The 10371-nt window shown below is 42.2% G+C and carries 20 protein-coding genes; 12 read left to right on the top strand and 8 right to left on the bottom strand.

Translation table 11 applies throughout. The features are described from left to right. Positions 1-420, top strand: a 420-nt coding sequence (locus CP950_RS05290) for an integrase core domain-containing protein (protein ID WP_133092085.1), incomplete at its 5' end; no start/stop codon positions are given. A gap of 489 nt (positions 421-909) precedes the next feature. After that, on the top strand, positions 910-1128 hold the full coding sequence (locus CP950_RS05285) for a hypothetical protein (protein WP_096673044.1): 219 nt from the start codon (positions 910-912) through the stop codon (positions 1126-1128). Here the strand turns inward: CP950_RS05285 and CP950_RS05280 are convergent. Then, complete coding sequence (locus CP950_RS05280; protein WP_096673042.1) at positions 1112-1507, bottom strand: HPF/RaiA family ribosome-associated protein; 396 nt, start codon at positions 1505-1507, stop codon at positions 1112-1114. The two genes, CP950_RS05285 and CP950_RS05280, sit on opposite strands and share 17 nt — an antisense overlap. Then, on the bottom strand, positions 1501-1677 hold the full coding sequence (locus CP950_RS09950) for a hypothetical protein (RefSeq protein WP_165766413.1): 177 nt from the start codon (positions 1675-1677) through the stop codon (positions 1501-1503). Before CP950_RS09950 ends, CP950_RS05280 begins: the two co-directional genes overlap by 7 nt. A 110-nt stretch (positions 1678-1787) precedes the next feature. Here CP950_RS09950 and CP950_RS05275 point away from each other — a divergent pair, with 110 nt between their 5' ends. Beyond that, the gene (locus tag CP950_RS05275) at positions 1788-2558 is read left to right on the top strand and encodes a hypothetical protein (RefSeq protein ID WP_096673040.1); all 771 of its coding nucleotides are present in this window, start codon (positions 1788-1790) and stop codon (positions 2556-2558) included. Positions 2559-2577: 19 nt separating this feature from the next. On the opposite strand, the gene CP950_RS05270 is transcribed toward CP950_RS05275, so the two are convergent. Continuing rightward, the gene (locus tag CP950_RS05270; protein ID WP_096673038.1) at positions 2578-2769 is read right to left on the bottom strand and encodes a hypothetical protein; all 192 of its coding nucleotides are present in this window, start codon (positions 2767-2769) and stop codon (positions 2578-2580) included. A gap of 10 nt (positions 2770-2779) precedes the next feature. Then, a complete protein-coding gene (locus CP950_RS09945; protein WP_165766412.1) occupies positions 2780-2953 on the bottom strand; it encodes a hypothetical protein in 174 nt (57 codons plus the stop codon). 258 nt (positions 2954-3211) lie between these two features. On the opposite strand from CP950_RS09945, the gene CP950_RS05265 reads away from it, so the two are divergent. Next, positions 3212-3421, top strand: coding sequence for a hypothetical protein (locus CP950_RS05265; RefSeq protein WP_096673036.1), 210 nt, complete (start codon positions 3212-3214; stop codon positions 3419-3421). Between the two features lie 34 nt (positions 3422-3455). Continuing rightward, positions 3456-3692 (top strand): CDGSH iron-sulfur domain-containing protein, encoded by a 237-nt coding sequence (locus CP950_RS05260; RefSeq protein ID WP_096673034.1) that lies wholly within the window; start codon positions 3456-3458, stop codon positions 3690-3692. Between the two features lie 109 nt (positions 3693-3801). On the opposite strand, the gene CP950_RS05255 is transcribed toward CP950_RS05260, so the two are convergent. Together CP950_RS05255 and CP950_RS05250 are read right to left on the bottom strand one after the other, a co-directional pair. Further along, on the bottom strand, positions 3802-4131 hold the full coding sequence (locus CP950_RS05255) for a hypothetical protein (RefSeq protein WP_096673032.1): 330 nt from the start codon (positions 4129-4131) through the stop codon (positions 3802-3804). Continuing rightward, positions 4109-4399, bottom strand: coding sequence for a hypothetical protein (locus CP950_RS05250; RefSeq protein ID WP_088525048.1), 291 nt, complete (start codon positions 4397-4399; stop codon positions 4109-4111). The genes CP950_RS05255 and CP950_RS05250 overlap by 23 nt, the downstream gene beginning before the upstream one ends. A 324-nt stretch (positions 4400-4723) precedes the next feature. Here CP950_RS05250 and CP950_RS05245 point away from each other — a divergent pair, with 324 nt between their 5' ends. Together CP950_RS05245 and CP950_RS05240 are read left to right on the top strand one after the other, a co-directional pair. After that, complete coding sequence (locus tag CP950_RS05245; RefSeq protein WP_243391923.1) at positions 4724-5056, top strand: nucleotidyltransferase domain-containing protein; 333 nt, start codon at positions 4724-4726, stop codon at positions 5054-5056. After that, on the top strand, positions 5053-5433 hold the full coding sequence (locus CP950_RS05240) for a HEPN domain-containing protein (protein ID WP_096673028.1): 381 nt from the start codon (positions 5053-5055) through the stop codon (positions 5431-5433). The genes CP950_RS05245 and CP950_RS05240 overlap by 4 nt, the downstream gene beginning before the upstream one ends. 215 nt (positions 5434-5648) lie before the next feature. On the opposite strand, the gene CP950_RS05235 is transcribed toward CP950_RS05240, so the two are convergent. Further along, positions 5649-6446, bottom strand: a complete 798-nt coding sequence (locus tag CP950_RS05235) for an SDR family NAD(P)-dependent oxidoreductase (protein ID WP_096673026.1) — start codon at positions 6444-6446, stop codon at positions 5649-5651. A 133-nt stretch (positions 6447-6579) separates the two neighbouring features. Between CP950_RS05235 and CP950_RS05230 the strand changes: the two genes are divergently transcribed. The 3 genes from CP950_RS05230 (at position 6580) to CP950_RS05220 (ending at position 8706) form a co-directional block, all read left to right on the top strand. Then, positions 6580-7050: a Cif family virulence factor gene (locus CP950_RS05230; protein WP_096673024.1), complete on the top strand. Its 471-nt coding sequence runs from the start codon at positions 6580-6582 to the stop codon at positions 7048-7050. A gap of 14 nt (positions 7051-7064) precedes the next feature. Further along, positions 7065-7790 (top strand): acetolactate decarboxylase, encoded by a 726-nt coding sequence (gene budA, locus CP950_RS05225; RefSeq protein WP_207760214.1) that lies wholly within the window; start codon positions 7065-7067, stop codon positions 7788-7790. 109 nt (positions 7791-7899) lie between these two features. Then, a complete protein-coding gene (locus tag CP950_RS05220; RefSeq protein ID WP_096673022.1) occupies positions 7900-8706 on the top strand; it encodes a hypothetical protein in 807 nt (268 codons plus the stop codon). A 43-nt stretch (positions 8707-8749) separates the two neighbouring features. On the opposite strand, the gene arsH is transcribed toward CP950_RS05220, so the two are convergent. Further along, positions 8750-9460: an arsenical resistance protein ArsH gene (gene arsH, locus CP950_RS05215; RefSeq protein WP_096673021.1), complete on the bottom strand. Its 711-nt coding sequence runs from the start codon at positions 9458-9460 to the stop codon at positions 8750-8752. Positions 9461-9556: 96 nt separating this feature from the next. Between arsH and CP950_RS05210 the strand changes: the two genes are divergently transcribed. Further along, positions 9557-9886: an ArsR/SmtB family transcription factor gene (locus tag CP950_RS05210; RefSeq protein WP_096673019.1), complete on the top strand. Its 330-nt coding sequence runs from the start codon at positions 9557-9559 to the stop codon at positions 9884-9886. Further along, a complete protein-coding gene (locus CP950_RS05205) occupies positions 9883-10368 on the top strand; it encodes an arsenate reductase ArsC (RefSeq protein WP_096673017.1) in 486 nt (161 codons plus the stop codon). Before CP950_RS05210 ends, CP950_RS05205 begins: the two co-directional genes overlap by 4 nt. The last annotated feature ends 3 nt before the right edge of the window (positions 10369-10371 follow it).

The raw sequence follows: 10371 nt of genomic DNA, 5'->3' as shown, positions 1-10371 counted from the left end.
GAATCCAACCGTGAGATCTTGGCGATTGAAATTGATATTAGCCTGCCAGCAGCTAGAGTAGTGCGAACCCTAGAGCAACTAGAGGATATCCATGGTTTACCTCAGGCGATACGTCTGGACAACGGGAGTGAACTGAGGTCTGCCGTGTTCATGGGCTGGTGCGAAGAAAAAGGGATTGAACTGAAATTTATACAACCGGGTAAGCCTCAACAAAATGCGTTTATTGAACGCTTTAATAAAACCTACCGTCATGAAGTACTCAACGCGTATTTATTTGAAAACCTCAGGGAGGTGCGTGAAATAACAGAAAACTGGATCACTATTTACAACGAAGAAAGACCGCACAGCTCTCTTGGCAGAATATCGCCTAGAGACTATCGAGCACAGGCAGAAAACAACACTTTAGGAATGTCGGATTGACGGGGGATACTACACAATCAACCGTCACGTATCGCGACACCATTTAGTGTCGGTTTAACCGACTCTACATCTGCGGATGCCACGCATTACATGGTCAGATCCAGATGAGTCCACAGATTTCGGTGCGTACTCTACACTTGATATTGCCAGGCTTAAACCATTGTCTAAGCTATTGATTTATATCATTTTTTAAGCTTCTAAGGCGTAGGTCGCACGTTCGAATCGTGCTGGGCAGGCCAAAGGTCTGACTGGCCGATCGGATGACATCAAAAACCTCTTTAAGAGCCCCAAATTGATAAAGTATTGATCAAACTTCCTTACGTTATCCACATCATGAAATGTTCTTTAAAAAGACAATGATGTGACAAGAGATTTTTAGTGCTACAAACGTTGCTTTTCAGTGCTAATTTTCATATTTATATCTAAAACAAACTATTTCTATAAATAGAGGAATAGACTGAGCTTTTGCTAAAGGTTAGGAGTCTTGTTATGTTCAAAAGATATGAACCTGAAGTACAGCGTTTAGCTGAGCTCACGCTCGAGAACCTAAAGCTTTCTAATAGAGCCAAAGCCATGGAAAAATTAATTGCAGGTTGGAGAGAGGCAAACACGCTATTGGTGGTTAAGCTTAAACCAAAATTAAGTCTTAAGGACTACAAACAGTCTATCAACTATCAACCAGACGACTCACTTAAATTAATTTGGTAGGCGGGTTAAGTGTTTTCCATATTTTTTCAATTGCAGAGTTGATGGTGGAATAAAGATCTTCGCCCTCATTTTCAGAATAAAGCTGCTTATCTTTAAAATGAATAGTAATTTCAACAGTATTTCTTAGGGCCCTTTCAACTGTAGTATCGATGAATATAAAGACAGTAGCAATAATAGATTCATCGAATTGATTACGAATTTTTTGTAAGCGGTTATCGATATAGGCTTTAACTATAGGTAATTTAGCAAAAGAATTACCCTCACACTTAATACCTATAGACGAAAGATTCCCCGCTTTATCAGGCGAACTATCAAGCAACGCTTGATTCTTAAAATCGATAGCAAGGTAAGTTGTATGCTCTTGTACGAGCTTTACCATTGCTTTACTTCATTAATTTTTGGTTGGCTATTACCGTAGACTTTCCAATATTTGATTTCTTCAAATAGCTTATCAAGATCTGCATACGACAAGCTTTTCATATCATGTAGGGTGAATGAATCACCGGTCTCTAGTTTTTGTACGGCATTAATGTATGTCAGTTGGGCCATTTATATCCCCTTGTTTTAGTACTATTTCCCAAAATAAGCCAAATAGCTCATAGCTTGCCAAGTTCAAGTTGGCAAATGTAATAAATCTGACTTGGGGCTATAAAAGGTACATGATGATAGATGCACAAGAAAGCACTTTAGGGGTTTTCACTATCAACCAATTCGTTATCGAGCGTTTCCATTTAGCTTTTAGAGCTGGACTGATCAATCGGTTTGGGGAAATACCTACGGCCAGTAAATTAGCGATTGAATTTAATCTTCGTAACTTTCAGTCAAATCCAATTAGTCGGGAATCGGCGAGAAAATGGATCAATGGCCAATCCATGCCAGAGAGTGCCAGACTGAAGACTTTAATTAGCTGGCTTAACTTAGATGCATCGTTTATTTACTCTACGACTATCACCGAGAAAGCCAGCATTCCTTTAGGGATTGATAGCGAGCAAGACAGGGCAAAAGTAGAAGCCTATGAGCTAAGAAAAATAGAAGGTTTAGCACAAGCTGCTTTGAACTTTGTTTCGCCCCTGACGGCCGTATTAAGTAAAGATGGCATCATTATTTTGGTTAATAGTGCATGGCGATCCTCTGCCATGCTTTATCCAAAATTAAAGGGGGGAAGCCTAGGATGCGAGGGCGTTAATTATCTTGCTGTTTGTGAGAAAGCAATGGGACCGGGCTCTATAGAAGCTAACAAAGTGGCTAGATCTATTCGTGAAGTTATTGCAGAAAATTCCAAAACATTTACTTCACAATATCCTTGCCACAGCAATGGAGATAAAAGATGGTTCGAGGTTAAGGTGTCTGCCTACAAACACTTGGATGACGTGTGTTGTGTAGTAACACATACGCCGATTACTGAAGCAACTTTTAAGAAGAAAAACTGATTGGAGAACGCTTAGCCAGTTAGTCCTCTCTTACTACAATTCGGCCAAGAGCGTCTAAATCAGATGCCTCAACTTCTAAATGGTCATATTCGATGATGGTCGCTCCTTCTAATTGTTCAATATATTCTCGTGTCGCATAGTGCGGTGGAATGTAAGCATGGTCATCATGCTGGTAGTCATACACTTTGTAACGATAGACGGTTATTTTCATCTCTGGCTATTCAATCTTCACCCCAGTCTGCATAGCTTTCATCCGGGATATGATTCATTTCATTAATTTTCCGCTTTGTTAAATGTTGCCAAATTAATCGCTCTTGGACCAGTTCATTACTCTGAAGTTCAAAGAACTTTTCAGTCAAGCTATCTTCTTCAATTTGTAAATTTTGGGTACCCATGGCATCCTCCTATCAAAGCAGAAAAACTAGACCTAAGTCGTGATCAACTGACCCATCAGCATCAACTCATGCTGAACCTAATGAGGGAGTTTGTCTAACTAATTATGTAGTTTTTTAGTAGGTGAAATTCTATTGCATGGCACCAAATTGCAAGTCAAGACAAGGGATTGCCCACTTTGTATTGATATCTCAAATCTTCTTCCCTAAGCGTAATTACTAGAGTAATCTAAAACCATCATTGAACCTGCTGAGGTTGTCATGAGTGGAAAATATGCAATTTATGTGGTTGTGAAATCTAAAGACGGGCAGATTGAGAGTAAAGATCATGGCCTGCTCAATTTAATTAATCGCCATCACTGTGATACGGCTTTGGCAGCATTTCATAAAGACTGGAATACCTATTGTCTGCATCATCTTGGCCATGTATTGGAGATCGTTGATGTGGGTTACGAGTGGTCATATGAGTAAGCATATCCATCATCAAATTGCATAGGGAGCTAGCATGGAGATAAAGACGGCTAAAAATACACCTTATCCAGTAAAGGTAGTCAAAGGCCAGACTTACTATTGGTGCAGTTGCGGCTTAAGTAATAACCAACCCTTTTGTGATAGGTCACATCAGAGAACAGATTTAAGCCCTTTGGAATTTATTGCATCAGAGAGCATTACAGTCTATTTCTGTGGCTGCAAACAGTCAGCAAATGCACCCCTATGTGACGGCACTCATAAAAGCCTGTGAGGGACTCCAACGCGTAGGTCGCACGTTCGAATCGTGCTGGGCAGGCCAAAAACTGTAAAGTATGTGTCCGGTATAAAACGTAAACTATGTCTCGGGTAGTACACCCTAACTATTTTTTCCCATAAGCCGCATCATGGTCTGGCTCTATCAATAAGACCCTTAAAAAGTTATGTTCTCTAAAGCCAATTCCTCGAATCGATTTGCTTACACGAAACGAGTAGAGCGCTTCAATATTTTTAGGGGCTGCAATGCTGTGAATTTTTTCCCATTTCAAGCCCTTATCTCGATAGACCTGGTTCCAGGTTAGTTTTGTGAGCTTTTTAAAGGTAGCAAATACCTTTTCTTGCTCAGCTAGCTCTAAATCACTCCAGGCAGATTGAAAAACAGGACTATTAAGATCAAGCTCGACTAATAGCTCAGGCTTTACGTTTCGTGCCATGCGCTTTAGCCATTTTTAATTTAGAAAGGTCGCTTGCTTTAGCGGGTGCTTTTTGTGCCCAAGCTAAAGCAGCAGTTAAATCCTTTTTAAGGGCTGGCGTATGTATCCACTTTTCATTATCTGGAATGACGGTAGCGGTGCGAATCATCCAAACTCCAGGCTCTGGGCTTTCAACTAGAACCTGACGTCCTGCATATTCCTTTCCAAGCGAGATTTGCCCACTCGATCCAATGGATTTAATAACTTGGTGATCTATAACTGCGCCCATGACATTCTCCTATATTCGTGCTGCATTATTGCATGATGGCATGAATTTTGTCAAATAATGCTTATTGAATGTTAAAAGCTAGATGAGGAATTGTCTTTTAAGCAACACTTATGTATTACACAGTTTATTACACAGTGCCATTTTTACGCTGTAAGCCATAGAAATATATACACATTCCAGCAGCCACGAATTCTTCTAAGGCGTAGGTCGCACGTTCGAATCGTGCTGGGCAGGCCAAAAAACTTCAACTTGTACCCTTGTTGGCAGTATATCTGTTGCTCAGATAGCTATTTCTTTGCATAATTGCACATTATGAATTCAGCCATGATTGACATAGCCACCCAAAATGCAGCTCATGCATTTATGGAAAAAATTGCGCGTCAATATGATGTAAGTAAGGCCTTCCTGTTTGGTAGTCGTGCTCGCAATACACACCAAAGCGAGAGTGATGCAGATATTGCCATTCTGTTGCGAGGTAAGGCGGAGCGTTTTATGGTGACTAAGTTTGCGATGGATGATTTGGCTTATGACGTTCTGTTGGATTCCGGCATTCGGATTCAGCCACTACCCATTTGGCAGGATGAGTGGGATCACCCGGAGAATTATTCCAACCCCAGCCTTTTGAGAAATATTCAAAATGAAGGTATTGTTCTTTGAAAGCAAAAGAACTTTTCACTAAAGCTCAAACTGCAGCAGCTTCAGCTCGAATTTTGTTAAATGCTGGGGATGTTGATGGTGCTTGTAACCGTGCTTATTACGCTATGTTTGATGCTGCTAGGGCAGCTCTTTTGGCATCTGGTATCGATGAGTCAACAGTTAATACAAAGACCCATAGTGGCCTCATATCAAAATTCAGTCTTGAGCTTGTTAAATCTGGTCAAGTTTCTTTAGAGCTTGGCAAGTCCCTTAACAAGGTTGAGGATCTTCGTTTGATGGCAGATTACAAAGGTGACGCTGTTTTAGAGGAAGATGCCGCTTGGGCAGTTAATCAGGCTGATATATTTGTTGAGACCTTACGTACCACTTTTAGCTAAGGCGTAGGTCGCACGTTCGAATCGTGCTGGGCAGACCATAACGTCCTTTGTATGGATCTTCATGCCAAACATTTGCTTAATCGGAAGCTAAGAAGCCATCCGCTATAAATTAAAGCAATTACTAGGCGTGTCGATTGATGTATTGACACCTAATTCTTTGCCAGAAAAGTTCGGTGGCTCAGTGATTGCGGGGGTAATACCAATATGACGCGTGATCAAAAGACTGATTCCGGGAGTTCAATCCCGCAATAGGCATAACCACCATCTACTCGCAGAACAGTTCCTGTCATATAACTTGATGCTTTAGAGGCAAGCAATATTAATGGACCAGCCAATTCAGATGGCTCCGCAGCACGGCCCATAGGAATGGCAGCGCGCCATTTCTTTCCATCTGGTCCATTTAAGATTCCCTCCACCATAGGTGTGTTCATCCAGCCGGGGGCTAAACAATTTACTCGGATCTGATATTGGACCAGCTCCATCGCTAAATTACGGGTTAAATGCTCGACTGCAGCCTTGGAGCTTGCATAAGCCACACGCTTGAGTTGTGCGCGTAATCCTAGGGAAGATGAAATATTGATAATCCTGCCATCAATATGTTGTGCGGCCATGTATTGAGAGATATGGGTAGATGTTAACCAGCTTCCCTTTAAGTTCACGGCAAAGATCCGATCCCAATCCTCTACCGTAAGATCAAATAACAAGGCGTCAGGCCCCAAAACTCCTGCACAGTTGACTAGTACATCGATTCTTTTGAAATGATCATTTGCCTTTTGAATCAAGCAGAGAATATCCTGCTCGTTGGTAACGTCACACTGCTGGACAAGAACCCTTTGACCCAAAGGATCTATCTTCTCCGCAAACAATTGCAGACTTGCTATATCGGTATCAGCCAACACCAGATTAGCCCCAGCATCATATAAAATTTTGACCAGCTCCCGACCTAAGCCGCCTACTGCACCTGTAATTACTGCAACCTCATTCTGTAAAGAAAATTGCTTAATCCAGTTCATCTGCCTAGGCCTTTTTAGAAATGTTTAATCCAATCATTGAATCATTAATAATATATGGCGTATTTGCAAGCCTAATTAAGTATTATTTAATGAGTTAAATTACTAGAGTTATTGAACCCACTGGAGCAACCCAATGTCGAAATTTAATTTATGCCTCTTTGCCGCACTGACACTCTTCTCTGTCAATTCTTATGCTGATACCAAAGCAGATCTCAAACAAGTCGCAGTGGATTATCAAAATGCCCTTGCTAAATTGGATGTCAAAGCTTTTACCGCAACAACAACCGAAAACTCCACAATCATTGATGAAATGGAGCCATTTACCTGGACGGGAAAGAATGCATCCACACAATTTATTAATGACTTCCGCTCAATGATGTCAAAAGATAAATTATCAAATATGGTCGTTGAGGTAAAAGATGCAGTCAAAGTACTAGAGGGTAAGAACGAGATTTACGCAGTTTTCCCCGTTGCCGTCTCTTACAAAAGTTCTGGGATGAAGGTAAATCATGAAGTGGCTTATCAAACCATCATCTTTGACAAGTCCAAGAATGGCAAATGGTTAATCAAGAGTTCTACTTGGACCTCTATCAAGGGCGAATGAGTTGAAATTTTTTAATGAATGTATTGCCAATGAAGCTTAAGCCAAATAGTCTGTATGTCTCCTCGCCAGTCAACGCATTGGTCTTGGGAATTCTTCGCGAAGATAAAACTCTCGAACAAATTCTTACACATGGCAATTTTGGACTGGGAACGTTTAATGACCTAGATGGGGAGATGGTGCTCTTAGATGGCAGTTTTTATCAGATTAGATCGGATGGCTCAGTTTCAGTAGCCCCGCTCGAAGGGAGTTCACCTTATGCCTGCGTTACTGAGTTTGGAGCTAGTCAGAAGATATCCTTTCAAGGACCTGTGAGCTATGCAGATTTACAAAAAAGTATTGATGAACTGATTCTATCTAAGAACCTGATCTATGCGGTACGGGTTACCGGGAAGTTTTCTTTTGTGCGGGCAAGATCTGTACCTAAACAGCATGCCTACAGGCCTTTAGTAGAGGTCGCTGGCGATCAGAAGGAGTTTATTTTCGAGGATATCTCTGGTGTTTTGGCGGGATTTTGGACGCCGAACTTCATGCAGTCCATCTCGGTTCCTGGTTACCACCTGCACTTCTTAAGTTTAGACAGAATGCATGGAGGCCATTTACTAGATTGCTCAATCCAGGAGTTTTCAATCGAGTTCCAGGCAATAGATCAGTTGATCTTGGATATGCCCCACAGTATTGAATATTTATCCGCAAATTTAGATAAGGATGTTTCTGGTGATTTACAAAAGGCAGAACATTAAGGGCAACGGTGCGTTGCATGGCGCAAAATTTGTACGACAAATCAACAAATTGGTTAATAATCATTCAATTATTTAAATTTACCTTAAAAACCATCACCGCAGGATCGCCATGAAATTCTTTGCCCATACCTTAGCCCTTGTCCTTTTTGCCTGCGGCGTTCAAGCCCAAACGGTAAACCCGATGCCAACGGTCGATGACAATTGGCGCTTTTCTGGGACTATTTCTGGATGGGCGCCCGCTTCTTGGTTAACGACTAGCGTGGGTAAATACGCCGTCTCCTCTGACGCCTCAATTAATCAAAATATGAGTAGTACCAACTCCGCAGCCATGTTCACCTTAGAGGCTCATAAGGGCAACTGGGGCGTAATGGGCGATTTAGTCTATTGGCAACTGGCCGGTAGCGGGGGTGCTACCTATTACTCACCTGCGCCTGGCAACAGCAGCTTATATGGCGGTTATAACGGTCAACTGACGCAAACCATGCTTACCTTGGCAGGAACCTATACGGCACTAAGCACCCCCACTATTTACTTGGATGGATTACTCGGAGCAAGATACATCTCCAGCACCACCACCGTAACTTCTAACTTTATCTTAGATAGCTTTGGAAACAAAACCCCTTCAGTTACTAAAAACGCGTCCCATTCTAATCAAACGACTGATCCCGTGATTGGCTTGAAAGGGCGCGCCAGAATCATGGATAGCTCTTGGTTTGTTCCTTTCTACTTTGATGCGGGTAAGGGGCCGGGCTCCAATAATGGAACTTGGCAGTCCTCAGTTGGCATCGGTGATGCCTTTAGTTGGGGGGATATTAGTTTGACCTACCGTGCTATGGGCTTTCACTTAAAATCAAATAGCGCCAATACCAATTACACCAATGCTGGCCCTCAATTGTCAGCCACAATCAATTTCTGATGCCTAGGGGTTAAGGTCGAGCATTGCTTAAAGTGGTTTGGTCTTAACTTGCTGCTTGATTCACTCTTTTGGATAATTCTTCTGCGCTTTCTTTCCTTTCGCTGTAGCGATTGGTCAGATAGCCAGATATTGGCCGTGTTAGTAAAGTGAATTTGACCAATTCCTCCATCACATCTACCACCCGATCATAATTCGCCGAAGGTTTCATGCGGTTATTGTCATCAAACTCCAAAAATGCTTTTGGTACAGAGGATTGATTTGGAATCGTGATCATTCTCATCCATCTACCCAAAATACGCATTTGGTTGAGCGCATTAAATGATTGTGAACCACCGCAAACCTGCATTAAGGCTAACGTTTTGCCTTGACTAGGTCTGACTGCCCCAATGCTTAAAGGTATCCAATCAATTTGGGTTTTCAATAGACCACTCATCGCACCATGTCGCTCGGGACTACTCCAAACCATTCCTTCCGACCACGCTACGAGCGCTCTTAGTTCTGCAACTTTCGGATGGGTATCGGGAACCTCATCGACTTGGGGCAATCCTGATGGGTTAAAAAACTTTGTTTCACATCCCATGGCTTTGAGTACTCTTTCAGCTTCTTCAGCTAAAAGACGGCTAAATGATCTTTCCCTTAAGGAACCGTATAAAAGCAAGATTCTGGGTGCGTGGTGATATGCGCTTCCAGCTTCTAGCTGCTTGAGGTCGGGCTGGTGAAAGAGTTCAGCAACAATATTGTGAAGGTCGGTCATGAATAAGTATGAAATAGAAATGAATGAAGTGGCTTAGATCATCCATTAGAAACTAAAGTTCATCAAAATGTAATATATTTCCATATAATTGGAAATATGAATAACGCACACGCTATTTCAGCTTTCCTTGCATTGGGACAAGAAACCCGACTCAATGTATTTCGCCTCATTGTGCAACGTGGTGAGGAGGGCTTAACTCCCAGCCAGATTATTGAAAAATTAGGCATCCCAAATGCCACCTTAAGTTTTCACTTAAAGGATTTGCTTAATGCCGATCTTTTATTGGTGGAACGCCAAAGCCGCAACCTTCTTTATCGACCTAATGCCGCTCAAGTTCAAAAGTTGAGTGAGTTTTTATTGGACAACTGCTGTGGAGGTAAACCCTGTATTCCCTCGCAAACTCTTAAGAAAGCCAAAACTAAATGAAGCCATACAACATTCTTTTTCTGTGCACCCATAACTCTGCGCGCTCTATTCTTGGTGAGGCGTTGGCGTCGACGCATCCTAGCGGTTTATTTATTGGTTACTCGGCTGGTTCAAGCCCAGGCACATCAGTCAATCCTATCGCCGCAGAATTAACTCAGCAAATGGGCTACGACCAAAGCAAGTTGAGAAGCAAGAGTTGGGATGAGTTTGGCTTACCCGATGCCCCTAAGATGGATTTCATTGTGACCGTATGTGATCAAGCTGCTGGCGAGCAATGCCCATTTTGGCCTGGAAACCCTGCCACTGCGCATTGGGGCTTTCCCGATCCATCGCAAGCCGAGGGCACAGAAGAGCATAAGAAAAAAGTATTTTTAGAAATTATGCTGGGACTTAAAAAGCGCATCGATATGCTTGCTCAGATGCCATTGGACAAATTAGACTCTATGAGCCTCAAAGAAATTCACGCTAAGGCGAATGCCTAATCA

Origin of the sequence: Polynucleobacter meluiroseus, assembly GCF_900205755.1 — a bacterium.
GTDB classification, from domain to species: domain Bacteria; phylum Pseudomonadota; class Gammaproteobacteria; order Burkholderiales; family Burkholderiaceae; genus Polynucleobacter; species Polynucleobacter meluiroseus.
This window is presented reverse-complemented; position numbering and strand designations above follow the sequence as displayed.

Bases quoted from the DNA above. Each gene is read 5' to 3' on its own strand.
- CP950_RS09950 (WP_165766413.1), bottom strand. From the start codon at position 1,677: ATGGCCCAACTGACATACATTAATGCCGTACAAAAACTAGAGACCGGT.
- CP950_RS05275 (WP_096673040.1), top strand. From the start codon at position 1,788: ATGATGATAGATGCACAAGAAAGCACTTTAGGGGTTTTCACTATCAAC.
- CP950_RS05205 (WP_096673017.1), top strand. From the start codon at position 9,883: ATGAAGCCATACAACATTCTTTTTCTGTGCACCCATAACTCTGCGCGC.
- CP950_RS05230 (WP_096673024.1), top strand. From the start codon at position 6,580: ATGTCGAAATTTAATTTATGCCTCTTTGCCGCACTGACACTCTTCTCT.
- CP950_RS05210 (WP_096673019.1), top strand. From the start codon at position 9,557: ATGAATAACGCACACGCTATTTCAGCTTTCCTTGCATTGGGACAAGAA.
- budA (WP_207760214.1), top strand. From the start codon at position 7,065: ATGAATGTATTGCCAATGAAGCTTAAGCCAAATAGTCTGTATGTCTCC.
- CP950_RS05280 (WP_096673042.1), bottom strand. From the start codon at position 1,507: ATGGTAAAGCTCGTACAAGAGCATACAACTTACCTTGCTATCGATTTT.
- CP950_RS05235 (WP_096673026.1), bottom strand. From the start codon at position 6,446: ATGAACTGGATTAAGCAATTTTCTTTACAGAATGAGGTTGCAGTAATT.
- CP950_RS05260 (WP_096673034.1), top strand. From the start codon at position 3,456: ATGGAGATAAAGACGGCTAAAAATACACCTTATCCAGTAAAGGTAGTC.
- CP950_RS05285 (WP_096673044.1), top strand. From the start codon at position 910: ATGTTCAAAAGATATGAACCTGAAGTACAGCGTTTAGCTGAGCTCACG.
- CP950_RS05220 (WP_096673022.1), top strand. From the start codon at position 7,900: ATGAAATTCTTTGCCCATACCTTAGCCCTTGTCCTTTTTGCCTGCGGC.
- CP950_RS05270 (WP_096673038.1), bottom strand. From the start codon at position 2,769: ATGAAAATAACCGTCTATCGTTACAAAGTGTATGACTACCAGCATGAT.
- CP950_RS09945 (WP_165766412.1), bottom strand. From the start codon at position 2,953: ATGGGTACCCAAAATTTACAAATTGAAGAAGATAGCTTGACTGAAAAG.
- CP950_RS05250 (WP_088525048.1), bottom strand. From the start codon at position 4,399: ATGGGCGCAGTTATAGATCACCAAGTTATTAAATCCATTGGATCGAGT.
- CP950_RS05265 (WP_096673036.1), top strand. From the start codon at position 3,212: ATGAGTGGAAAATATGCAATTTATGTGGTTGTGAAATCTAAAGACGGG.
- CP950_RS05245 (WP_243391923.1), top strand. From the start codon at position 4,724: ATGATTGACATAGCCACCCAAAATGCAGCTCATGCATTTATGGAAAAA.
- arsH (WP_096673021.1), bottom strand. From the start codon at position 9,460: ATGACCGACCTTCACAATATTGTTGCTGAACTCTTTCACCAGCCCGAC.
- CP950_RS05255 (WP_096673032.1), bottom strand. From the start codon at position 4,131: ATGGCACGAAACGTAAAGCCTGAGCTATTAGTCGAGCTTGATCTTAAT.